18 protein-coding genes are annotated in these 23,907 nt (G+C 37.2%); 11 read left to right on the top strand and 7 right to left on the bottom strand.

Going from position 1 to position 23,907, the window contains the following annotated elements; genetic code table 11:
• Nucleotides 1-19 precede the first annotated feature (19 nt).
• Genes IEW45_RS13685 through IEW45_RS13675 form a run of 3 tightly spaced genes read left to right on the top strand, consistent with a single transcriptional unit; the run spans nucleotide 20 to nucleotide 2,368 of the window.
• Complete coding sequence (locus IEW45_RS13685; protein WP_188621829.1) at nucleotides 20-943, top strand: FAD:protein FMN transferase; 924 nt, start codon at nucleotides 20-22, stop codon at nucleotides 941-943.
• 5 nt (nucleotides 944-948) lie between these two features.
• Nucleotides 949-1,158: a DUF4266 domain-containing protein gene (locus IEW45_RS13680; protein ID WP_188621828.1), complete on the top strand. Its 210-nt coding sequence runs from the start codon at nucleotides 949-951 to the stop codon at nucleotides 1,156-1,158.
• Between the two features lie 19 nt (nucleotides 1,159-1,177).
• A complete protein-coding gene (locus tag IEW45_RS13675) occupies nucleotides 1,178-2,368 on the top strand; it encodes a DUF3570 domain-containing protein (RefSeq protein ID WP_188621827.1) in 1,191 nt (396 codons plus the stop codon).
• A 493-nt stretch (nucleotides 2,369-2,861) separates the two neighbouring features.
• On the opposite strand, the gene gldD is transcribed toward IEW45_RS13675, so the two are convergent.
• From gldD to mutY, 4 genes are read right to left on the bottom strand one after another with little or no spacing between them, the layout of a single operon-like run.
• Nucleotides 2,862-3,440 (bottom strand): gliding motility lipoprotein GldD, encoded by a 579-nt coding sequence (gene gldD / locus IEW45_RS13670; protein WP_188621826.1) that lies wholly within the window; start codon nucleotides 3,438-3,440, stop codon nucleotides 2,862-2,864.
• Nucleotides 3,441-4,733 (bottom strand): gliding motility-associated protein GldE, encoded by a 1,293-nt coding sequence (gldE, locus tag IEW45_RS13665; RefSeq protein ID WP_188621825.1) that lies wholly within the window; start codon nucleotides 4,731-4,733, stop codon nucleotides 3,441-3,443.
• A 24-nt stretch (nucleotides 4,734-4,757) separates the two neighbouring features.
• Entirely contained in the window at nucleotides 4,758-5,243 is a 486-nt protein-coding gene (locus IEW45_RS13660) for a single-stranded DNA-binding protein (protein ID WP_188621824.1), read from the bottom strand.
• A 54-nt stretch (nucleotides 5,244-5,297) separates the two neighbouring features.
• Nucleotides 5,298-6,338 carry an A/G-specific adenine glycosylase gene (gene mutY, locus IEW45_RS13655; RefSeq protein WP_188621823.1) on the bottom strand — a complete coding sequence of 347 codons (1,041 nt, stop codon included), beginning with the start codon at nucleotides 6,336-6,338 and terminating at the stop codon, nucleotides 5,298-5,300.
• Between the two features lie 85 nt (nucleotides 6,339-6,423).
• Here mutY and IEW45_RS13650 point away from each other — a divergent pair, with 85 nt between their 5' ends.
• The 5 genes from IEW45_RS13650 to IEW45_RS13630 all read left to right on the top strand — a co-directional run bounded on the left by IEW45_RS13650 (nucleotide 6,424) and on the right by IEW45_RS13630 (nucleotide 10,372).
• Nucleotides 6,424-6,768: an HU family DNA-binding protein gene (locus tag IEW45_RS13650; RefSeq protein ID WP_262891434.1), complete on the top strand. Its 345-nt coding sequence runs from the start codon at nucleotides 6,424-6,426 to the stop codon at nucleotides 6,766-6,768.
• Between the two features lie 363 nt (nucleotides 6,769-7,131).
• Nucleotides 7,132-8,691, top strand: a complete 1,560-nt coding sequence (locus tag IEW45_RS13645; protein WP_229665958.1) for an Rne/Rng family ribonuclease — start codon at nucleotides 7,132-7,134, stop codon at nucleotides 8,689-8,691.
• A gap of 254 nt (nucleotides 8,692-8,945) precedes the next feature.
• Nucleotides 8,946-9,365, top strand: coding sequence for a YkvA family protein (locus IEW45_RS13640; protein ID WP_188621820.1), 420 nt, complete (start codon nucleotides 8,946-8,948; stop codon nucleotides 9,363-9,365).
• A gap of 58 nt (nucleotides 9,366-9,423) precedes the next feature.
• Nucleotides 9,424-9,954 carry a hypothetical protein gene (locus IEW45_RS14845; RefSeq protein ID WP_229665957.1) on the top strand — a complete coding sequence of 177 codons (531 nt, stop codon included), beginning with the start codon at nucleotides 9,424-9,426 and terminating at the stop codon, nucleotides 9,952-9,954.
• Between the two features lie 85 nt (nucleotides 9,955-10,039).
• Entirely contained in the window at nucleotides 10,040-10,372 is a 333-nt protein-coding gene (locus IEW45_RS13630) for a YegP family protein (RefSeq protein WP_188621819.1), read from the top strand.
• Between the two features lie 52 nt (nucleotides 10,373-10,424).
• Here IEW45_RS13630 and IEW45_RS13625 read toward each other — a convergent pair whose 3' ends face one another.
• Nucleotides 10,425-11,120, bottom strand: coding sequence for a hypothetical protein (locus tag IEW45_RS13625; protein ID WP_229665956.1), 696 nt, complete (start codon nucleotides 11,118-11,120; stop codon nucleotides 10,425-10,427).
• A gap of 234 nt (nucleotides 11,121-11,354) precedes the next feature.
• Here IEW45_RS13625 and ileS point away from each other — a divergent pair, with 234 nt between their 5' ends.
• From ileS to IEW45_RS13610, 3 genes are all read left to right on the top strand, one after another.
• Nucleotides 11,355-14,759, top strand: a complete 3,405-nt coding sequence (gene ileS / locus IEW45_RS13620) for an isoleucine--tRNA ligase (RefSeq protein ID WP_188621817.1) — start codon at nucleotides 11,355-11,357, stop codon at nucleotides 14,757-14,759.
• A 7-nt stretch (nucleotides 14,760-14,766) separates the two neighbouring features.
• Nucleotides 14,767-15,147, top strand: a complete 381-nt coding sequence (locus IEW45_RS13615; protein ID WP_188621816.1) for a TraR/DksA family transcriptional regulator — start codon at nucleotides 14,767-14,769, stop codon at nucleotides 15,145-15,147.
• A gap of 130 nt (nucleotides 15,148-15,277) precedes the next feature.
• A complete protein-coding gene (locus IEW45_RS13610; RefSeq protein WP_188621815.1) occupies nucleotides 15,278-15,886 on the top strand; it encodes a lipoprotein signal peptidase in 609 nt (202 codons plus the stop codon).
• Nucleotides 15,887-15,891: 5 nt separating this feature from the next.
• Here the strand turns inward: IEW45_RS13610 and pbpC are convergent, their stop codons facing one another.
• Nucleotides 15,892-18,240: a penicillin-binding protein 1C gene (gene pbpC, locus IEW45_RS13605; RefSeq protein ID WP_188621814.1), complete on the bottom strand. Its 2,349-nt coding sequence runs from the start codon at nucleotides 18,238-18,240 to the stop codon at nucleotides 15,892-15,894.
• Nucleotides 18,241-18,268: 28 nt separating this feature from the next.
• Nucleotides 18,269-23,773, bottom strand: a complete 5,505-nt coding sequence (locus tag IEW45_RS13600) for an alpha-2-macroglobulin family protein (protein WP_188621813.1) — start codon at nucleotides 23,771-23,773, stop codon at nucleotides 18,269-18,271.
• Nucleotides 23,774-23,907: the final 134 nt, after the last annotated feature.

Raw genomic sequence — 23,907 nt, 5'->3', positions numbered from 1 at the left:
ATCACCAGCATAACAGCCGATGAAGGACTATTCTAAAACACTAAAGCTAATGGGTAACAACTTTACTATTACTGTTGTTGCAGAAAATGAGCCAAAGGGTGTGGAATATATTGATGCTGCTGTAAACGAAATTAAAAGGATTGAAAAGTTACTGACTACATTTAGCGATGACAGCCAAACCAGCCTGATAAATGAAAATGCCGGTATAAAACCTGTGGTAGTAGACCAAGAAGTATATAGTTTAATTGAGCGCAGCATCAACATATCAAAAATTACACAAGGTGCATTTGATATTAGTTATGGCGGTATTGATAAAAGCCTTTGGAATTTTGATAAGTCAATGACAGTGTTGCCAACTAAGAAACAGGCTTTAAAAAGTGTTCACTTAATAAATTATAACAACATAGTACTTAACCCTGAAAACTGTACCGTGTACCTGAAAGAAAAAGGAATGCGAATTGGTTTTGGCGGTATTGGTAAAGGCTATGCTGCCGAAATGGCTAAAAAGCTGTTAGTAGCGCAAAACGTAACCAGCGGAATAATAAATGCCAGTGGCGACCTTACTGCATGGGGAATGCAACCATCAGGGAAGCCTTGGCGAATTGGTATATCAGATCCTGAACATCCTGAAAATATCTTTTCTTATGTAGATATATCAGGTAAGGCAGTAGCCACTTCAGGTAATTATGAAAAGTATGTGATGATAAACGGAAAGAAATATTCACATACTATAGACCCTCAAACCGGCTTGCCCATATCAGGGATAAAAAGCGTAACGGTAATAAGTGAAAATGCAGAGTTTGCTGATGCTATGGCTACCCCAATAGCCGTAATGGGCATAAAAGCAGGACTATATTTAGTAAACCAAATACCAAACCTGCACTGTATTATTATAGATGACAACAATAAACTGTTTACTTCAAAACAAATTCATTTAAATTAAAAAAGATGAAGTATTTACTTTTAAGTGCTTTAGGAGGTATGTTTTTAGTTTCATGCTCTCCTGTAAAAGAGTACCAGAAAAACAAAATTAACGACTCGGAAATGGTACTGGCTAACCGAAAAATTGAAAAGACAGAGCTAAACTTTCAATCGTACCGAGAAGGAGCATCAGGAGCCAACGCAGGTAAAAGCGGTGGCGGGTGCGGATGTAACTAACCTTATAACAAAGTAAAGAATGAAACGTATATTCATTACAGGTTTAGCACTACTGGGCATTATGCGCTTTAGTGCACAAAACCGCACAGAAACAGACTCCACCAACTATAAAGCCAAAAAACTAAAAATAGAAGAAATAAACCTTGTTTCCAGCTATTACAGCCAAAATGGTAACAATGCATCAGTAACCGGAGGTATAGGAACAGAGGAACTTACCGATGTTTCTAATGCTATTGATGTAAAACTGGTTAAACAGGGCGAAAATGGTATTAAGCATAATTTTGATATTGAAGTGGGTGTTGACCATTACAGTTCGGCATCATCTGATAAGATTGACCTTCAGGCAAACTCTTCTGCATCATCTGCTGATACCCGCGTTTACCCTTCTCTTAACTATGTAAGGGAAAATGAAGCTAAAGGCAATACATTTGGAATAGGCGTTTCATCTTCAACAGAATACGATTACCAGTCATTCGGAGGAAATATAAGCTACTCGAAGCAAACAAAAGACCGTAACGGAGAGTTTACAGCACGTTTCCAGACCTTTATTGACCAGGTTAAAATGATAGCTCCCATAGAGCTAAGAGGTACACCAAATGCAAAAGATTCAGGAACAGAATCCCGAAATACTTTTGTAGGGTCATTAAGCTACTCCCAAATAATTAACCGTAATTTTCAGGTATTAGTACAGGCAGATATTGTATCGCAACAAGGGTACTTAGCATTGCCTTTCCACAGGGTATATTTTACTGATGGTTCTGTACATCAGGAAGAGTTACCGGACAGTCGCCTTAAATTCCCTATGGCGGTACGTGCCAGTTACTTTTTAGGAGATAACATTATTATAAGGGCGTACTACCGTTATTATACTGATGATTGGGATTTAAACTCGCACACTGCTAATATTGAAGTGCCGGTTAAAATATCGCCTTTCTTCTCTATAAGTCCGTTTTACAGGTATTACCAGCAAACGGCTATTAAATATTTTAAAGCCCATCAGCAGCATACCGCAGCTAATGAGTTTTATACCAGTAACTACGACCTGTCTGACTTTGACAGTAACTTTATGGGGGTTGGTTTACACTTTACCCCTATTAACGGCGTTTTTGGTATGAAATACTTTAATATGATAGAAGTTCGATACGGGCACTACTCAAGATCTACAGAGTTAGACTCTGATATAGTGAGTATAAACCTTAAATTCAAATAATAAAAAAGCAGCCAATTGGCTGCTTTTTTATTTTATATACTTTATTTATAACTATAAATATAATCCTTAAACCATTTTAGTTCTGCAATTAACTGAAAGCTTTTTTGATGTATTATTTCAAGATGCCCTCTTTTCAAGAAGAAAATATAATAACCATTAATTTTATTAATTTTCCGAACATCATCAAGTTTAACTGACCTATGGGAGCCATCATCATAACAAATAGTCAAAGTTTCTTGAGTCATTTCATAATACTTTATTTCGAAAATATCCCAATTACTTTTACGATTCACATACATCAACAAATCTAAAAAAAGGGTAAGAAAATATATGAAGACTATGCTTAACGAAAAATAAAAATTATTAATTAACAATAATAAAAGTAAAATCCAGCTTCTTTTTCTTAAGCGCAAAAGCAAGAATATTTTACAATACTCTTTTTTAGATATTTTAACTTCTGAAGTTTTAACCATTATAGCATACAGCTAGCTTATTACTTCTCCCATTTTACCGTTTCCATAATCTTACGCATATCATCTTTAATGTAGCTTGCAGCAGGCATTAAAGAATCATAATTAGGTTTAGCATAAAAATACATAGACCCCGTAAGGAAGTGTTTTATACTGTCTGTTACATAAAACTGTGCGTTTGTAGCTGCATCCCCCCCTACCTGATAAAACATACCGTAGGCTTCCTGCATTTCATTCATAAAAGGAGATTCTTCTATTACATCTGCTTTTATTACGTGCTCATACGTTAGTTTTTGTGCATCGCGCAGTAAAACCTCAATATTATTATTTACCGGTTTGTAGGTTAAGTAAATAGTGGCTTTCATTTTCGGGTAACTTATAGTAAAGTTACAGTTTCCCTTATTTTTTATAATGGACTGCGAATTAAAGGAGAACGAAAAAGGACAAACTCCTTCGTAGGTTACATAATTTTCAACAGGATAATCCAGCCTTAAATAAGCTTTAGGCTTTGGTATAGTATCGTCATCTCCGCAGGAAATTAAAGCTAAAGCAGAAAAAACAGTTAATGACAGTTGAAATATAATTTTATGTATGCGCTTCATTTATTGCAATGTTACTTTTATTTGTTTTACCCTTCTTGTATCAACCGATTCTATGGTAAAAATATTGTCGTTAAAGGTAATCTTTTGTCCCTTTTTAGGAAAGTTTCCCGAAATTTCCAGAATAAAGCCTGCTAAGGTCTCTGCTTCTCCTTTAGAATTTTCGAAATCTTCCTCATTTACATCGGTTATACGGTAAAAGTCTTTAAGGCTTATCTTCCCGTCAAACAAATAGTTTTTATCATCTATTTGCGAGTAAATAATATCCTCATCATCAAACTCGTCGCTTATATCCCCTACTATTTCTTCCAATATATCTTCAAGCGATATTAACCCCGATGTACCGCCATATTCGTCAACTACTATAGCAAGGTGGTTTTTCCTCCCTTGGAACTCTTTAAGCAGGTTATCCAACTTTTTATTTTCAGGCACAAAAAAGGCTTCTTTAACCAGTTGTTGCCAGTTGAAATCAGCTTCGCCATCCACATGAGGGATAAGGTCTTTTACAAAAAGTACCCCTTCAATATGGTCTATATTTTCTTTATACACGGGAATACGTGAGAATCCGCTTTCTACTATTTTAGGGAAAATCTCCCCGAAGGTTTCTTCAACATCAATAGCAAATATATCGATACGCGGGCTCATTACCTGCCTTACATCAGTATTACCAAAACTAACAATACCTTCCAGTATTTTTTGTTCTTCGGCAGTAGCATCGCCATAATCGGTAAGCTCTAATGCCTGCGATAACTGATCTACCGAAATACCTGTTGGTTGTACATTAAATTTTTTGTGCAACGCAAGTGTAACTTCTCGCATAGGTACACTAAAAGGGGTAAGTATTTTATTAAGTACGTACAGCGTCCCTGCTACTCTTGAAGAAAAAGACTTAGTATTACGCGTTGCATATACTTTTGGCACGACTTCGCCAAACAGCAACACAAAAAAGGTTATAATTATTATTTGTAAAGTAAAACCTAAATATGGCGAAATAAATTGCTCTGCTAAACTATGGGTTAGCTGAAAGAACAACACAATCATAGCTATATTAATAAAAGTGTTTGTTATTACTATAGTAGCAAGAAGTTTTTTAGGTTTTTCCAGTAATGAAACCAGCAATCTGCCTTTTTTGGGGTTTCTTTCATTTATTACAGTAATATCTCCGGGAGTGAGCGAGAAAACAGCTACTTCGGCACCTGATATTAAAGCAGAAAGAAATAACAGGAAAGCAATCCCGGCATAACCTATAATAAGGCCGTATTCATATAACAATATACTGGAGGGGTCAGGATCCAAAATAATACAGAATTTATTTAACAATTAAAAAGGTAAATCATCATCAGGTTCAGGAGTGTTTACATTGTAGTTTGCACTCTGCTCCTGTGCAGGCTGATTAGGTGAATTTTGTTGTGTTTGCTGCGATTGCGATTGTTGTTGCTGTGGTTGTGCAGCGTTAGGTTCAACATCATTCTTGGTGGTAAGAAAAGTAAATTCGGTCACCTGAATTTCTGTAGTATATCGGGTAATACCGTCTTCACCCTGCCACTGGCGGCTTTTAATTCGTCCTTCTACATATATCTTATCACCTTTGTTTAAGTATTTTTCGCAAACCTCTGCTGCTTTGTTACGCACTACAATGTTGTGCCATTCGGTAGAGGTTACACGTTCATTGGTTTGCTTGTTTACATACACCTCATTAGTAGCCAGCGGAAAACGACCTATACAGTTACCGCCCTCAAAATAATGCATCTTTACATCATCGCCCAAGTGCCCTATCAGCATTACTTTATTTAACGTTCCGTTCATATTTTTCTTTATTGGCTTTATTTAGTGTTTACTCAAAAATAGTAAAATTTAAAGTCAATCCCAATGCTTCTCCATAAAATTATGGATAACTATAGGGAAAGGATATTTTTTAATTTTTTCTATCGCAAGTGCTTCTTCTAATTTTGAATTGGAAGTTACCTCCCAAAACCTGACATGAAGGTGCTGGTGCGATAGTTTATGCACTATACTGTCTGCTAAAAGCGTAATGTTTTCAGGTGTAAAGCCTAACAAATCATCACTTTGCTTTATTAATACACCTACTTCTTTTTCAGGGAGTGCTTCTTTTGTTTCCAGTAACGGAAATTCATATAAGTTATGCCAAATACCCTTAGCTTCTCTTTTCCTTACTATACTATTCCCCTCAGCATCTTTTACTATTAAATAATTAAAGTACTTTTTGGTAACTTTAGTTTTCTTCAGCTTTACAGGTAAGGACGATACTTTACCTGTATTATATGCCACACAGTCTTCATTAAAAATACAGCTTTCGCAATCAGGACTTTTTGGTACGCATTGCAAAGCACCAAACTCCATCATTGCCTGGTTAAACTCCGATGCTTGTTTTGGCGGCAAATGCTGTGCTGCTACTTCCCTGAACTCTTTTTTTGCTGAGGGCGATGATATATCTGTTTCTATACCAAAGTAACGGGAAAGTACTCTGTATACATTTCCGTCAACTACAGGCACAGGCTCCCCATAACAAATAGAGGCTATTGCAGCAGCAGTATACTCCCCCACTCCTTTTAATTTTAGCAACTCTTTATAGGTTTCAGGAAAAACACCATCAAGTTCATTTGTGATATATTTTGCAGTGGCATGCAGGTTACGCGCTCGTGAATAGTACCCTAACCCTTGCCACAGCTTAAGTACTTGTTCTTCGGATGCGTTAGCTAAATCTTCTATCTTCGGGAAAGCCTCCGTAAAAGCAAAAAAGTACGGCATTCCTTGTGATACGCGCGTTTGCTGAAGCATAATTTCGGACAACCAAACAGGGTACGGATGGGGGTTTTTGCGCCAGGGCAAATCTCGCTTATTATGTAAATACCACGCTATTAACTGCTTAGAAAAATTCATATTTATAATCAAGTCGGCAAATTTAAAAGTTTATGTGGTTAAATTTTAATGTTTTACCTTGAATTATTGTCTATTTAATTTATATATTTGCACACTTGAAAAAAACACATACACAAATATAAATTTAAGAAAGAAAATGACGAAAGCAGACATCGTAGCAAAAATCTCTGAGAAACTAGGGTTGGAAAAAGGAGATGTGCAAGCAACAGTTGAGTCTTTTATGGAAGAAGTAAAAAACTCTTTGGAAACCGGTGATAATGTTTACTTGAGAGGTTTTGGAAGCTTTATAATTAAAACACGTGCTGAAAAAACAGGAAGAAATATTTCCAAAAACACCACTATAAAAATACCTGCTCATAATATACCGGCATTTAAGCCTGCTAAAATATTTGTAGACGGTGTTAAAATGAATACAGAAGTAAAGAACTAATTTATTAATTAAAAAACCTTATACACTATGCCAAGTGGTAAAAAAAGAAAAAGACATAAGGTAGCTACTCACAAGCGTAAGAAAAGAGCGAGAGCTAACCGTCACAAAAAGAAAAAGTAGTTTAGCACTACTTTTTCTTTTTTAAACAACGTTCATTGAAATTGTTTTTATAACGAATAATTACTCTTTTAGGCTTAATTTAAGCTTTAATACTACAATTACACGACATTTTGTTATAAAAACACAGGGTATTAAATACCTGTAAATTAATGTTTAATCCATCTGCATACTGGTTCCGTGTTACAAGTTAAAAAGGTGTGGAGTAACCCTAAACCTGAAACTCGAAACTTTTAGCGGATAAAAATGTACAGCGTGAACAAAGAACTGATTATTCGGTCAGATTCTGATGCGGTAGATTTTGCCTTATTAAAAGATGGAAAACTAATTGAATTACATAAAGAACAGGAAGACAAAAAGAAGTTTTCGGTTGGCGATATTTTTATAGCCAAAATCAGAAAACCCGTAGCAGGATTAAATGCTGCTTTTGTTAATGTGGGCTTTGAAAAAGATGCTTTTTTGCATTATCATGACCTTGGCCCTAACCTACCTTCTTTACTGAAATTCATAAAACTTGTAAGCGCAGGTAAAACAAAAGATTTCTCTCTTAAAAATTTTAAGTTTGAGAAAGAAATTGACAAAAATGGTATTATAACCGATGTGTTAAATGCCAACCAGTCTGTATTGGTTCAGGTTGTAAAAGAGCCTATTTCTACAAAAGGTCCCCGTATAAGCTCTGAGCTTTCACTGGCAGGACGCTATGTAGTATTAGTGCCTTTCTCTGACAGGATATCAATTTCTCAAAAAATAGAATCTAAGGAAGAAAAAGACAGATTAAAGCGTCTGGTACAATCTATCAGGCCAAAAGGATTTGGTGTAATAGTACGAACAGTTGCTGAAGGAAAGAAAGTAGCCGAACTTGATAAAGATTTACATAATCTTATGGATAAGTGGACGACTATGTGTAAACGAATTCCCAGCGCGCATCACCCATCAAAAGTATTGGGCGAAGTAAACAAAGTTTCTTCTATACTTCGCGATGTTTTTAATGATACCTTTACCGGTATTTATGTGGATGATGAGGACTTATTTTACCAAACGAAGGACTATCTGCAGGAGATAGCTCCGGATAAAGCGAATATCGTTAAGCTATACCAAAACAGGGATTTGCCACTTTTTGAAAAATATAACATTGAAAGGCAAATTAAAACATCGTTTGGTAAAACTGTATCGATGAGTAAAGGTGCATACCTTATTATAGAACATACCGAAGCATTGCATGTTATAGATGTAAACAGTGGTAACCGCTCTAATAAGGCACAAAGCCAGGAAGACACTGCACTGGAAGTAAACCTGATTGCAGCGGCTGAAATAGCACGACAGTTACGATTGAGGGATATGGGTGGAATTATTGTTATTGATTTTATTGACATGTCTAACCCGGAAAACAGAAAGAAACTGTACGATTTCCTTAAACAGGAAATGAGCGACGATAAGGCTAAACATAAGATCCTGCCTCCGAGTAAATTTGGGTTAATCCAAATTACACGGCAACGTGTCAGACCGGAAGTAAACATCAAAACAAGAGAGGAAGACCCTAATAAAACCAACGGGGAAATTGAAGCTCCTATTCTTATAATTGATAAAATAACGGCTGACCTTGAAAGAATTATAAAAAAGCACAAAAAAATAGTGCTTAATGCGCACCCGTTTGTGGCCGCATACCTTACTAAAGGTTTCCCTTCTATACGCTCTAAATGGTTTTTTGAGCATAAAAAATGGGTAAAAGTTATACCACGTGACGCTTACACGTATTTAGAATACCGCTTTTATGATAGCAAAGGAAACGCTATCGCGACAGAATAAGAAAAACCGCCTAACAAGATGTTAAGGCGGTTTTTTAATTTAAATACCTAAATAAATATTATTTGCCAGCAAGACCTTATTGGCTTTTTTGTAGTGTTGTGTAATAATCTTTAGCCCCCCAAGGTTAAACACAACATTACAAAAATACAAATAACTGTAAATCAAAACTATACCCATTAATAGGTATTTTACAGAATAATAAAAACACACTGTCATTACTATTTTTGTATTTTAGTTGTACTAACTAAAAAATAATGAAAGAGTTTACAGAAGAACAAGCCAAAGAAGAACTGAATAGAAAACAACAGAAATTCTCACCTAAAGATTTTGCAAAACTTATAGCTAAAGGAGATGTTTTAAAAAATAAATTTAAAACCCGTAAAAAGCTATCAAAATTTGTAAAAGATTTTAAGGTGCTTTTTGCAATGGTTAAAGACTATTATAAAGGCAATTATAAAAAAGTTCCATGGTATATTATCTCCTCAATAGGAGCTACACTCCTTTATGTGCTGTTACCTACAGATGCAGTTCCTGATTTTATCCCGTTTGTTGGTTATATAGATGATGCTACTATTTTCTCCCTGTGCCTTAAAATAGCAAATACAGAGGTTAAAAACTATTTAAAATGGAAAGAGGAAAACACGCAGGATAATCAAAACCCTATCCCTAATTAAATAGTATCTATGAAACTTCAATTAAAATATATTGAGCTAAAAACAGGATATAGTGATAATGGTCCCGCATGGATTGGCTATATACAACTATCAAAATCGGGGGAAAACAATTTATTTTAATGGTAAGGGCTTTAAATCATGTAAAGGAGCAGGAATACAAGGCAATTATTACGATAGTGAAACGGGTGATGAATACTGGATTTCAGGGGTAAAAAAAGATATGACTGACAGACACTGGGCTGGTGGCGGCAAAATATTTATTGAAAAAAGAGCTGTAAAAAATTACCTTACGGAAATAGGCATAAGTTCTTTAAATATCTCTGACTATGAGCTTGTTGATATAATAACCGAAGTACCCAAAGAGCGCTTATATGAAATGGAAAATGAAGTTACAGAAGCACCTTTATTTGATGATAATATACATTTTAAACAGCCTCCTGAACTCACTATCAACGAAATTGAGTATTTAATCCAACTATTAGAACAAGATGAAAAAGAAGCTGTATATAATAAAGGGAGAAGGACTATAAAACAAAAAAGGCTTTTATTAGAAGAAGAGTACAGGAAAAGACTAATAAATAATGGTTAAATTTTGCATCACAAAAAATTTTGCACACTATACTCTTTCACTAAAAATTAATAAATTGTGATTATAAAATAAAAACAACGCAAAAATGGGTAAATTTGAAATTTTAAGACGAACAAATGATGATTACCAGTTTAACCTGAAAGCATCTAATGGCGAAATAATACTAACCAGCCAGGGGTATGCATCTAAAGCAGGTTGCCAAAACGGAATAGAATCAGTAAGAGTTAACTCTCAGGATGATGCTAATTTCGATCGTAATGAATCCTCAAACGGGAAACCTTTCTTTAACCTGAGAGCCGCTAACGGACTTATAATTGGTACAAGCCAAATGTACAAAAGTGTATCAGGTCGCGATAATGGTATAGAATCAGTAAAGAAAAATGCTCCCGATGCTGAAATAGAGGACCAAACAGTATAAACTTAATATTACAAAATAAAAAAGCCCTGTTCTACAACAGGGCTTTTTTATTTTATTCAAGAGTAAACAACTTACTAAATTTTTCTTTTGTAGTCTCATAATACATTTTATCAAGATCTGGCCTAAGAAATTCAATACTTTCATAAGACTGAACTACAAATCTTGCTTTGTCTTTATATAACTTTAAGTACACCACTAACTCAGGCATTAAAAACTTACTACCCTTTTTCATAAACTTATACAAATCTTTTTCAACAACATTTACATCCAGCGAAGAACTTGGTGTAAGAAAATCAATTCTGTTAGCATAAATTGTTTTTATCTTTATTTCATGATTCTTATCTCCCTCCAAATTTTTCAGCTTTTCAAGCTCTTGGCTTTCAAAAACATAATAAACAATAACATCCTGAGGTATCCATCCTTTACTAATGGATTCATATTTATAGTGGCCTTCTTTCCCTTTTTTAATAAGGATAGTATAATTAACATCATCTATAGTCACATCATGTAACCCTATATAAGTAAAGTTTTCCCTGTTTTCACCTAAAGCATAATGTTGATAATCGATAAGCTTCTTATCCTGACCTGAGAGGTTCCATGGCAATCTGTTTTTTCTTGACAACCACTCTCCATCATCATTCTGTAGCCAGCCTGTTGCTTCTGTTATTTTCCCTTTTGCAATAGGATTAATAGTGGGTAAAGTTGCATTTTCTCTTTCTTGACTATATGCAAATACAGATATTAGCAATAACAATAATAAATAGTTTTTTTTCATTATTTGAAATTTTTTAATAATTAAATGTTGCCAAATTTAGAATATTACTTAAAGCTGTAGCTGGCCTAAAAAGGAATTATTTATAATTTAACATACAGGTAATCTCTCTTTTACCAAATCCTTAAATCTGTCCTCTACACAGCAATAACTACCATTACATAGAAAAATTCATTACTTTCGCAAATTGATTTTATAGACTGCAACAAAATGAGTATGAAGTTTACTGAATATAAAGGACTTGACCTACCGTCTCTGGCAGATGAAGTACTTGATTTCTGGAAAAAAGAGAACATTTTTGAAAAAAGCGTAACTACCCGAGAGGGTAAACCACAATATGTATTTTTTGAAGGCCCCCCATCGGCAAACGGGCTTCCGGGAATACACCACGTTATGGCACGTGCCATTAAAGATATTTTTTGCCGCTACCAAACCCAAAAAGGCTTTCAGGTAAAACGTAAAGCAGGTTGGGATACCCACGGGCTTCCTGTAGAACTGGGTACCGAAAAAGAGCTAGGTATTACCAAAGAAGACATCGGTACAAAAATATCAGTAGAAGAATATAACGAGGCATGTAAGCGCACAGTAATGCGTTATACAGACGTGTGGAATGACCTTACCGAAAAAATTGGTTACTGGGTAGATATGGATGACCCGTATATTACCTACAAACCAAAATACATGGAATCGGTTTGGTGGTTATTAAAGCAGATATATGACAAAGATTTAATATACAAAGGGTACACCATACAGCCGTACTCGCCAAAAGCAGGTACAGGACTTAGCTCACACGAGGTAAACCAACCGGGTGCGTACAGAGATGTAACCGATACTACTATAGTAGCACAATTTAAAGCCATAGCAGATACCTTACCGGAAGTTTTACAAGGCTTTGGGCAAGTAGACCTTATGGCTTGGACAACTACCCCTTGGACGCTACCAAGTAACACTGCCCTTACTGTAGGACCAAATATTGATTACGTATTGGTAAAAACATTTAACCAGTACACTTTTCAGCCTATAAATGTAATGGTGGCTAAGCCACTTTTAGGCAAGCAGTTTTCGGGTAAGTTCTTTGCAAGCGAAGACGATGCTGACTTTGAAAAAAACTATAGTTCATCAGATAAAAAGATACCATATAAAGTATTAGCCGAAATAAAAGGTAAAGACATGGTGGGTATAAAGTATGAGCAGTTGTTGCCATATGCACTACCATACCAAAACCCTGAAAATGCCTTTAGAGTAATATCAGGTGATTTCGTTACTACCGAAGATGGTACCGGTATAGTACACACTGCCCCTACTTTTGGTGCAGATGATGCCAAAGTAGCAAAAGAAGCTACACCGGAAGTACCGCCAATGTTAGTATTGGATGAAAATGAAAATGCTGTACCACTGGTAAACCTTCAAGGTAAATTTAGAGATGGCTTAGGCGACCTTAGTAATAAATACGTTAAAAACGAATATTATACTGATGGCGAAGCTCCTGAAAAATCTGTAGATGTAGAAATTGCAATACAGCTTAAAGAATCCAACCAGGCATTTAAAGTAGAAAAATACGTTCACAGCTACCCACACTGCTGGAGAACCGATAAACCTATATTATACTACCCGTTAGATAGCTGGTTTATACGCGTTACTGATATAAAAAACCGTATGTTCGAGCTAAATGAAACCATCAACTGGAAGCCAAAAGCAACAGGAGAAGGTCGTTTTGGTAACTGGCTTAAAAATGCAAACGACTGGAACTTATCGCGCTCTCGTTACTGGGGTATACCATTACCAATATGGAGAACCGAAGACAAAACCGAGGAAATGATGATAGGTTCGGTTGAGGAGCTTTACAATGAAATAGAAAAAGCTATCGCTTCGGGAGTAATGACGGAAAATCCGTTTAAAGGGTTTGAAGCAGGCAACATGAGTGAAGAAAACTATAGCATAATAGACCTTCATAAAAACGTAGTAGATAACATTACGCTGGTAGCACCATCAGGTAAGCCAATGAAGCGCGAAGCTGACCTAATTGATGTTTGGTTTGATAGTGGTTCTATGCCCTATGCACAGTGGCACTACCCGTTTGAAAACAAGGAATTAATAGATACGCATAAAGCATTCCCTGCTGATTTTATCGCTGAGGGGGTTGACCAAACACGTGGATGGTTCTATACCCTGCACGCTATTGCAAGCCTTGTGTTTGATGAAGTAGCTTATAAAAACGTTGTAAGTAACGGTTTAGTTCTGGATAAGAACGGACATAAAATGAGTAAAAGACTGGGCAATGCCGTAGACCCTTTTACTACACTTGCCGAGTACGGCCCTGATGCTACCCGTTGGTACATGATAAGCAATGCTAACCCTTGGGATAACCTTAAGTTTGATATAGAAGGTGTAGCAGAAGTTAGAAGAAAATTCTTCGGAACACTATATAATACCTATTCGTTTTTTGCGTTATACGCTAATATTGATGGATTTAGCTATGCTGAAGATGAAATTCCGCTGGATGAGCGTCCTGAAATAGACCGATGGATACTTAGTGAACTTAATACATTAATAAAGGATGTAGACAGTTACTACGCCGAGTACGAGCCTACAAAAGCTGCAAGAGCAGTATCAGACTTTGTACAGGAAAACCTTAGTAACTGGTACGTAAGGCTGTGCAGAAGACGTTTTTGGAAAGGCGAATATGCGCAGGATAAAATAGCGGCTTACCAAACCCTATATACTTGTTTGGTCAACATAGCAAAATTATGTGCTCCAATTGCTCCTTTCTTTATGGACAGGCTTTATAAAGATTTAACACAGGCTTCACAAAAAGAAAGTTTTGAGAGTGTACATTTGGCCGACTTCCCAACATATGATGATAACTTTGTTGATAAGTCGTTGGAAAGCAGGATGGAAAAAGCACAAACAGTATCATCACTGGTACTGTCACTTCGTAAAAAGGAGATGATAAAAGTGCGCCAACCACTGCAAAAGGTAATGATTCCGGTACTTGACGAGAAGCAAAAAGCTGAAATAGAGGCGGTATCAGAACTGATAAAAGCAGAGGTTAACGTTAAGGAAATTGAACTGATAGACGATGCTTCGGGTGTTCTTGTAAAGCAAATTAAACCTAACTTTAAAATGTTAGGGCCACGCTTCGGAAAAGATATGAAACTGGTTTCCAGTGAGATAAATAAATTCTCACAGGAAGAAATCAATACCATAGAGAAGAACGGCAGCATAGACGTTGAAATATCAGGAAAAAGTATTACCTTAACATCTGAAGATGTGGAGATTTCTTCACAGGATATAGAGGGCTGGCTGGTAGCAAATGCAAACGGTATAACCGTAGCGCTGGATATAACAATAACGGAGGAATTGAAGAACGAAGGTATTGCCAGAGAGCTTGTAAACAGAATACAAAATTTAAGGAAAGACTCAGGTTTTGAGGTTACCGATAAAATAAAAGTTCATCTACAAGCAAATGAAACGCTGCGAAATGCTGTAAGTGCAAATGAAGGCTACATCAAATCAGAAACTCTGACAGAAGAATTGATTTTTGAAAGTGAAGTTAAAAACGGAACTGAAATAGAATTTGATGATATAAAAACCTTAATATTAATTTCAAAATAGTTGGAATATGGTAGATGAGCAAATAAGATACTCTGATGCTGAATTAGCAGAGTTCAAAGAACTTATTACAAAGAAAATAGAAAAAGCTCAAGCCGATCTTGAACTTATTCGCAGCGCATACATGAACGACCTTAATAATGGTACTGACGATACATCGCCAACCTTTAAGGCTTTTGAAGAAGGAAGCGAAACAATGTCTAAAGAGGCAAATTCACAGTTAGCTATCCGTCAGGAAAAGTTCATTCGCGATCTTAAAAATGCAATTATCCGTATTGAGAATAAAACATACGGTATTTGTAAAGTTACAGGTAAGCTAATAAACAAAGAAAGATTAAAACTTGTTCCTCATGCTACCATGAGTATAGAAGCTAAAAATATGCAACGATAAAACAAAAAGCCATTCTGTACTAAGAATGGCTTTTTTTATCTTCATCTTATTTATATAAATTACCTGTTTAAATACCCTAAAGTGATATTATTTAATAATTTCACTTATTTTTGCGGGTAAAATTTTTGTAATGTCATTAAAGAAAGCCTACCTAGTTGCTATAATTGTATTATTAATTGACCAGATTTCTAAGATATATATAAAAACTAACTTCAAACTCCACGAAGCTATAGAAGTATTAGGATTAGACTGGTTTCAAATAAACTTCATTGAAAACGAAGGAATGGCTTGGGGCGCTACTATTCCCGGTTCTTATGGTAAACTAATACTTACGCTATTTCGGATTATTGCTGTAATAGCTATAGGATGGTGGCTTAAAGACTCGGTTAAAAGAGGATATTCGTCTTATCTTATATTCTCTATAGCTTTAATACTGGCAGGAGCTTTCGGTAACATCCTGGACTCTGTTTTTTATGGAGTAATTTTTAATGAAAGTACTGCTTCACAAGTTGCAACTCTTTTTGCTGATGAGCATTACGGAACTTTTTTTCATGGCAAAGTAGTAGATATGTTTTATTTTCCTCTTTGGCGTGGCACACTACCATCTTGGTTACCTATATGGGGAGGAGAAGAATTCTTGTTTTTCAATGCTGTTTTTAATGTAGCTGATGCTGCTATTTCTATTGGAGTGGCTATACTTATTTTATTCAACAAAAAAGCTTTTGCTAAGCCACAATAACGGCTTTATTTTGATATTATCTCTACACTTCGGGTAATTTCATTCCCCGACTCATCGGTTATTGTAATATAGTACTGCCCGGTTTTTACCTCAACAGGCATTTCGTGAAAGGTTTGTGTCATACCCAAATACTCATTATTGATATACCAAAAGAGCTTGGCATTTGTATGCGTATGGGCTGCTTTAAAAATCACAGGTTGTAGTTCTCCGTTAAAATCTTTCGTCAGGTATATTTTACTGTTATTTCTTGGGTAAATAAAATCCATAACCGTATCACTACCCTCATTACAATCTTCCCGAACAGGAGGCAATGGCATATAGTCCGTATGTAGTTTTTTATAATACCACTCCATAACAGGCGGTAATACAAACCAAGGTTTATTAACTATAGCTGCAACAGGTTCACAATTACTGTTCACCCTGTATTGTAATGAAGCATCCAAATGCACTAACATATGGTAAGGGCATACCGTAGTTTTTTTACCTGCTGGTGGAACCCATTGCATTACAGCAGTACAATTCTCTCCTGCCAAATGACCGCTTTTACTGCATACCGCTACTTCTTCTAAATCATTTAATGGTGGTTTAAACCAAGGTTGGTGTGGTAATAAATGGAAAACATCAAACAGTACAGGTGCAGCACTGCCTACCCCTGTTAACGAAGGTCGCCCCTCTCCTGAGGCATTACCTACCCAAACACCTACCACATAACGTGGGCTTGTACCAATAGCCCAAGCATCACGCCCGCCAAAGCTGGTCCCCGTTTTCCATGCAATTTCCAAAGAGGAATCGTAAAAACGCCATGCGCCATCTTCTTCAGGGCGGTTTACCTCTTTCATGGCATTATAGGTAAGCCATATTGCTCCTGCGCCAAGTTCAGGTTTGTTATAGGTTTCCTCTCCAAAGTTTCGCTTTCGGGTACTGTCCCAATTCAGTTCGGCAAACTCATTGGTTCGGTACTTTGCATCGTTTTTGGTAAAATAGTTTAAAGTAGAAGTCATCCCTGCATAGGTTTGGCATAAATCCCAAAGGTTTGATTCGGCACCGCCCAAAATAAGCGAAAGCCCGTAGTGGTTTGCGCCTTTGTTTACATCGTTTAGCTTAAAGTCCTGTAACCGGTCGTAAAAACGTTCTATACCGTATTCTTTAAGCATAAGCACCGCAGGAATATTCAACGAACGGGATAATGCTTTTTGTGCGGGTACAGCTCCATCATAGGTCATATCATAATTCTTAGGGCTATAACCTGCAATCTGAGCAGGAATATCCGCAATTAGAGTATTTGGCAGCAATTCTCCTGCATCTAACATCGAGGCGAATAATAGTGGTTTCAACACACTACCGGTGCTTCGTGGTGCGGTAATAATATCTACATCTTTTTGATGCACCCTGTCAGTCGGGGCATTACCGGTATACGCTACAATGTTTCGGGTTTTTACATCTACAACCAGTATAGCAAGGTTATGTATTTCTGTTTGGCGGTATTCGTTATAATAGCGCTTGGCTATTTGATTGACCTGACGTTGTAAAGCAGCATTCACTGTAGTTTTTACCCGATGCCCCTCACCTCTTTTAATGGTAATATTCTGTAATAAATGTGGTGCTGTTTGGGGTAAATCGAAAGGTTTTTGAGGTGGCTCTTCCTGTATGGAAAGTTCATAAGTAGTTGCATCAATCACACCTTCTTCAAACAGTTTTTTTAGTAAGCCATTGCGCTTTGCTACCAATTCATCCTGATTTCTCCCCGGGTAAATTAACCCCGGAGCATTGGGTAATACGGCAAGTGTAGCGGTTTCCGCCCACGATAATTGATGTGGTTGCACACCGAAATACCGCCAAGATGCCATTTCCAGCCCTACCACATTACCGCCATAGGGCGCATGAGCAGCATACAGGTTTAAAATTTCATCTTTGCTATAGCGGAGTTCCAAACGGGTAGCGAGTACTAACTCGACCAGTTTTTCCCAATAGGTTCGGTTTTTATTACGGGATAAGCGAATTACCTGCTGCGTTAAAGTACTGCCACCCCGCACTACTTTACCCGCTTTATAATTATCCTGAATTGCCTTTACTATAGACACAGGGTTAAAACCGGGGTGCTTGTAAAAGTATTCATCTTCAAAATGGGTAATACATTGTTTAAATTTATACGGCACGTTATCCTGGGCAGGAAAACGCCACTGGCCATCGGCAGCAATGCGAGCAGAAAGCAATTCGCCTTCTTTACTTTCAATAACCGTAGCGTAAGGTTCTTTAAACAGTTCCTTCGGCAAACAGAAATAATACCAAATAAGCAGCACAACTGCTATAGCCGATTTCATTCTGTTCTTTTTTATCCAGCGTATTAACTTCATCCAAAGGATGTTTTACCTCTTCATTAAATTACTCTACAACTTTTACCCACTGCCCTTTGGTGCGCGACAGGTACTCATTATCATACATTGCTTCACACTGTACGCCCGGCAGGTAATACTGCCCTAGGTAGGAAGCATTTAATTGTATTTTAAACGTCTTAGTATCACGAGCGCGTAAATTAAAATAGAAGTTGGTTCTGTCATCCCGAATATCTATATAATCGGCTTTGTTATCACCTGCACTACCATAATCGGTAAATCGGGTATTTATAATCTCCCAACCCGAAGGTATTATCTGCGTTAGTGCTACATTATCAACATACTCACCTGTAAGGTTGGTTACGGTAACTTCTGCTACAAACTCGGTTCCCTGCTGAACTGACGAAGGGTTTATTACACTACCATTTCTGCTTTCAAATACAATACGGGTACTTAACCCGCGTTGCTCTGTCTGCTCTTTTCCTACAGGTAATACTCCGCTGTAAATTACTTTTACATATAGCGAACCTTCACCATTATTGTTTACCGTTACTGCATTATTATTGGCTACAGGCAATACCCTGCTGGCAAATGATTTTCCTGTTTTTATATTTTTTGATGTACCCTTAACGGTATAGGTTACATCCAGCCCATCCATTTTATTTGCCTGTGCAAATTTTGACATGGAGAATAAACAGAATGCCGTAGTTTGGGTGCTCATCCAGCTTGATGATGACATTTCCTTTGCTATTTGTTTTGCCATGCGAAATGCTTTTTCTTTTTCTTCTAAAAGAATTAATGTTTCCAGCATCATCGCTCTGTTGCGGTATGCCGAACCATAGTAATAATAATTTTTACCGGTTACATCAAGCGACGATTGATTAAGCAATTCCATACCCGCGCTTTTTTGCCCTGCCAGTGCATAGGCTGCCGCTAACCTCAGCTTAGTATCATTCGTTATACCCTGTGTTTCCCTCAACCTGTTCATAGAGGATAAGTCAGGTGAACCTGCTAATGCTAAAGTGTATAAACGGTATGCCTGAGAGAAATCGTTATGATAACGCTCGCTGTAACGCCATTGTCTGGCTGTTTTCTTTTGGTATTGCAGCCACTGTTGTTTCATGTTTAATGGTAAGGCATAGCCTTTACGCTCTGCTTCCAGTAAAAAGTGCCCTACATAGCTACTGCTCCACTCATCAGGAGTTGAATTACCCGGCCAGTACACAAAGCCTCCGCTACCGTTTTGGTAAACTTTCAGGCGTTCTATACCTGCTGTTATATTGCTTTGTATTTTTTGTTTTCTGGCATCGTCAATATCTGCTATATCCGCTAAATATAATTGTGGGAATACACTTGATGTAGTTTGCTCCACACAACCATGTGGGTATCGTATAAGGTAATCTAACCTTCTGTTGAAGTCTATTGAAGGGAAAGAGGACACTTCCAGTCTTGCTTTGTTTGTTCCTGTTGTACCAAAAGCTGCCCAAGACAGCGTACTGCTAGGACCTGCTTCCAATACTATTTCTTCATAGTTTTGGGTAACAGGGTTAGGGTTTACCACATCAATTTCTACACTGTAACTTGCTTTTTCTTTACCTGAGGTAGCGGTTACTTTTATTGTACCTATACCTGTGGTTTCACCTACTTCAAGATTAAAATAGGCTAATTTCTCGTCAGGTTCGCTAAACGATACTGTTTGGGTTGAACCTCCTGTTACTTTTATTCCTTTACTGGTTTCTACTTTAACCGAAACGTTTTTAACGTGTTTTTCCATAGCGAAAAGCGTTACGGGAAGCGTAACTTTTTCACCCGGAGAAATTTTTCTCGGTAACGAAGCCAATACCATTAACGGACTGCGTACAGGGGTAGTCTTTTCTGCCGAACCATAGGCTTCGTTATCGGTATTCGCAGCTACTACCATAGTACGTACTGACCCTATATATTCGGGTAATGTTATAGCATGCGAACGGGTTTCGCCTTTGCCTAAAGTAAACGGCCCTAAATATTTAACCACAGGTTTAAATCGGTTCGCTTTTTTAGCTTTACCACCGCCTATATATTCATCTCCACCAATACTGAATACCTGATTTACCTTACCGCCATACGCACCGATAACATCATCGTAAATATCCCATGTTTTTACACCCAGTGCTTCTTTAGCATAGAAAACATCCCAAGCGTTTGGCGTTTTAAATCGGGTAAGGTCAAGTAAACCATCGTCTACTATAGCCAGTGTATAGGTCATTGCCTTGCCTGATTTTTCGTTTACTTTTACCGTAAACTTGTGTTCCGGTTGTAACACATCAGGCATTTTTATTTGTGGCTCTAACTTGGTTGCTTTATCTATTACTTCAATCGGCACAATACCATACATACGTATAGGTGCATCGTTCTTTGTATTGGCGTGCGGTTGTAACAGCGTTATGTTGATATATACATTCGGAGCCATCTCTTCAGTTATAGGAACCTCAACTTGGGTTTCGCCTTTTGCTGTTTCTGTCCAGAACGTTTTTAGCACCTGCGAACCATTTTCTACAGCAACTAATGCCCTTCCTCCTTCTCCCGAAGGAAATGATACTACTGCTTTTTCGCCTACCGAATAACTTTCTTTATCGGTAGTGAATACTAACATTGTAGCTTCTTCTCCTCCCGAGTTTTTGGTACGCCCTGACCAGTAAGGCCAGTCTATCAGTACTGTTTCCCCTGATGAATGTCCGCTTTCTACATCTGTTACTCTTACAAGGTAACGCCCCCAGTCGTTTTCGTTTACATTCATAGTAAAGCTTGCTTTACCATTATCATCGGTAACTGTAGTGCGCGAACGATACGGCGTTTTAGATAGTGCCGAGTTATACGATGATCTGTTGTTGTGGGTGGCATCCCACCACCAACGCCAGCTTACTTTATAAACCCTTACATCTACTTTTCGGTTGCCTTTAGCTTTACCATCTTCGCCCAGTGTAACAATGCTAAACTTTTGTTCTTTTCCTGTTTCCAGCATACCATATTTATTCGGCTCAGGTGATTTTACACCTACATAGGCATCATAAGGCGAATAGGTAGCCGTAGCAACATCGGTACTGAAATCGCCTCCTTTTTCATACGCCTTGGTAATAATAGCCGCTTTTAGCATACCCGGTGCAGCCGACTTTAATGATGGCTGAATACTTACCGTAGTTTCCCCGTTATTATCTACCGCACCTGAGAACAGGTTTATTTCTTCTGTTTTAAAATTTTTAGCAGGGTCATCAAACACGTAATTAGAATACCCTTTAAAGGTTGTTTTCTGTTCCATGAACTTGGCTTGCATTTCCAGTTTTAAATTTCTTGCTTTTGCACCATGCAGCCATGCCACTTTTATGTTTGATGTATTCTTTTCTCTTCCTGAAAGTATCTCTCCGTTAAAACCGTTATCTATTTTAAGCCTGTTCGGTTTTATGGTTTCTATTTTAATTCGTTTGTAGAATTTAGCACCCCCCACGCTGATTACAGCCTGCCAGTTTCCTGTAGGCGCATTGCTTTCGGTAGGGACTACAAATTTGTAGTGGTTTTTGGCATCATACGTTTGTACTGCCTGATACACTAACTTACTATTAGGGTCACTCAATTTTAATTTTATAGGGTGCGATGCCGGTAGTTTAGCTTCTTTGTCGTTCAATACAAAACCAATAAACAATGTATCACCCGGACGCCATACACCTCTTTCGCCATATATATAACCTTTAAGGCCTTTTTGGAGCTTAGTACCATCTACTTCAAAATTACTTACCGATAGTGAGTTACCATCAGCCATTTTTACATAGGTAGTATTATCACCTTTGCTTACTACAGCAAAAAAGGCTCTTTTATCAAGCGACACAGTCGCTGTACCCTCTCCGTCAGTTTCGGCAGTGGCTACTTTTTGTTGTTGATAGTTATATACCTCTATTGTTGCGCCTGATACTGGCTTTGTAGTTGTAATGCTGTTTACAGAGAAGAAGTAGTTGTTATTCTCGCCTCCTTTGGCAATAACGCCTAAATCACTAGCCAAGACATTTGTTGCTACAGTTTTGCCGTAGAAGTATGATTTTGTACAAGGGTTCTCTCTGTCTCTCCAGTTATAATCATCGTAATAGTAGTAATCCTCATAATAATAGTCGTCAAAACCGGAGTAAAACTCAGTATCTTCATTTTCATCTTCCTCTTCTTCATCATCGTCAGTACTATCTCCGTTACCGCAATTGTATAATGAATATGACTTTCTCATAGAAAGCTCTACCCTGTATATAGCACCTTTTTCAGGTTGAATGATTGAAGCTAAATCCAATGCATAAGGGTTCCACTTATTGTAATTGATAAGGTTACTGGTTTTAAGTGTTATTTTTTTCTTGGCAACAGGTAAGGCTACCTTACGTAAGTTTCGTTGTCCTGAAATCTCATTATCCTGTAAAAACTGTAATACATTATTTTCGTAAATGCGATATACTTTTACGTCTACCGCGCTAAGGTTTACAGCTTCAAAATTTAATTTTAAGTTACTTGATGATGGCAGTATTGTTCCGCTTTTCAGGAAGCGTATATTCGGTTCTAATTGTTCAAAAACAAGCCGCTCCTCATAGGTTTTTCTTGTTTTAAAACCATCCTCACTTTGTATTCCCTGAAACAACTCTACTTTTACCGTACCTGTTACTTGCTGGTTAAGGAAAACTTTTAGCAAGTTTCCTTCTACAGCATAGGTTAGTTTTTTAACGCCCTGTACTGCTACTAAACCATCAAAGTTTTGGTCTTTCTTTAAAGGGTCAGAGAAGTTTACCAGTAATGCCAAAGCTCCTTGCCTTTGTACTTCAACATTTATAATTTTAAAATTGTTTTTACCCGGTATATCAAACTCTTCGCTACCGGACTTATCCATACCAATAGCATCGCCACTCCAATTAATTGTAACCTTGCTATCGTCTTCCTTACGCTGAATGCTGTCTATAACAAACAAAAAATCTGTAGCTTCTCCTTCTGTAACATCAAAACGAATAGGCAGCTTTTTACCGTCCTGCTCTGCCGAAACCAGTTTATGCGCTATAGCAGCATCCATATAATCACTGGTTTTAATTTCCGCATTTAAATACTGCCAGTTTTTATCATACGATTGCAAGTCCATGGTAGTAACCATAAAATCCTGCTCTAGTGTTTTTACAATAAAATTGAAATCTTTTAACTCATCAGGAACATTTACAGCTTTAGAAAGGTGAAAAGTAACCCTATACTCTTGGTCTTGTTTTAAACGTTCTTCGGGTTGAAATACAATAGTATGGTTCCCCCGCAGCATTACTTTACCATCTACCGAGGGCGAGATACTGAATAAATCGTCGTCCAGTTCTGCATCAGCCTCCCAGCCTTCATTTGAAAAGGCTATACCCAGCTCTATATTATCTTTCGCAGAGATAACCCCGGAGGTAAATCCGGTTATATATTCCCTGTAAAGTGAAGGGTCTGAAACAAATTCTTCTCTTGATTCTTTAGAACATGACGTGATAAACAATACTGCTGCAAAAAACAGTAAGAACTTAGAGGCTTTCATAAGCTGCTACGGATGGTTTAGTTGGTTAATGCTATAAATTAAGTATATGATATCAGGAAGAAAAACAAAACTGCTTTTACTCCTCTAAATATAAGGGTATTTTTTTAAAGAGCGAACTTATATGTTTTGTGTTT

The organism is Flavobacterium suaedae, assembly GCF_014642915.1.
Taxonomy (GTDB): Bacteria; Bacteroidota; Bacteroidia; order Flavobacteriales; family Flavobacteriaceae; genus Flavobacterium; species Flavobacterium suaedae.
This window is presented reverse-complemented; position numbering and strand designations above follow the sequence as displayed.

What these genes read in the sequence shown, in the direction of transcription:
- IEW45_RS13685 (WP_188621829.1), top strand. Translation starts at nt 20, where the DNA reads ATGAAGGACTATTCTAAAACACTAAAGCTAATGGGTAACAACTTTACT.
- IEW45_RS13680 (WP_188621828.1), top strand. Translation starts at nt 949, where the DNA reads ATGAAGTATTTACTTTTAAGTGCTTTAGGAGGTATGTTTTTAGTTTCA.
- IEW45_RS13675 (WP_188621827.1), top strand. Translation starts at nt 1,178, where the DNA reads ATGAAACGTATATTCATTACAGGTTTAGCACTACTGGGCATTATGCGC.
- gldD (WP_188621826.1), bottom strand. Translation starts at nt 3,440, where the DNA reads ATGAAGCGCATACATAAAATTATATTTCAACTGTCATTAACTGTTTTT.
- IEW45_RS13660 (WP_188621824.1), bottom strand. Translation starts at nt 5,243, where the DNA reads ATGAACGGAACGTTAAATAAAGTAATGCTGATAGGGCACTTGGGCGAT.
- mutY (WP_188621823.1), bottom strand. Translation starts at nt 6,338, where the DNA reads ATGAATTTTTCTAAGCAGTTAATAGCGTGGTATTTACATAATAAGCGA.
- IEW45_RS13645 (WP_229665958.1), top strand. Translation starts at nt 7,132, where the DNA reads ATGTACAGCGTGAACAAAGAACTGATTATTCGGTCAGATTCTGATGCG.
- IEW45_RS13640 (WP_188621820.1), top strand. Translation starts at nt 8,946, where the DNA reads ATGAAAGAGTTTACAGAAGAACAAGCCAAAGAAGAACTGAATAGAAAA.
- IEW45_RS14845 (WP_229665957.1), top strand. Translation starts at nt 9,424, where the DNA reads ATGGTCCCGCATGGATTGGCTATATACAACTATCAAAATCGGGGGAAA.
- IEW45_RS13630 (WP_188621819.1), top strand. Translation starts at nt 10,040, where the DNA reads ATGGGTAAATTTGAAATTTTAAGACGAACAAATGATGATTACCAGTTT.
- ileS (WP_188621817.1), top strand. Translation starts at nt 11,355, where the DNA reads ATGAGTATGAAGTTTACTGAATATAAAGGACTTGACCTACCGTCTCTG.
- IEW45_RS13615 (WP_188621816.1), top strand. Translation starts at nt 14,767, where the DNA reads ATGGTAGATGAGCAAATAAGATACTCTGATGCTGAATTAGCAGAGTTC.
- IEW45_RS13610 (WP_188621815.1), top strand. Translation starts at nt 15,278, where the DNA reads ATGTCATTAAAGAAAGCCTACCTAGTTGCTATAATTGTATTATTAATT.
- pbpC (WP_188621814.1), bottom strand. Translation starts at nt 18,240, where the DNA reads ATGAAGTTAATACGCTGGATAAAAAAGAACAGAATGAAATCGGCTATA.
- IEW45_RS13600 (WP_188621813.1), bottom strand. Translation starts at nt 23,773, where the DNA reads ATGAAAGCCTCTAAGTTCTTACTGTTTTTTGCAGCAGTATTGTTTATC.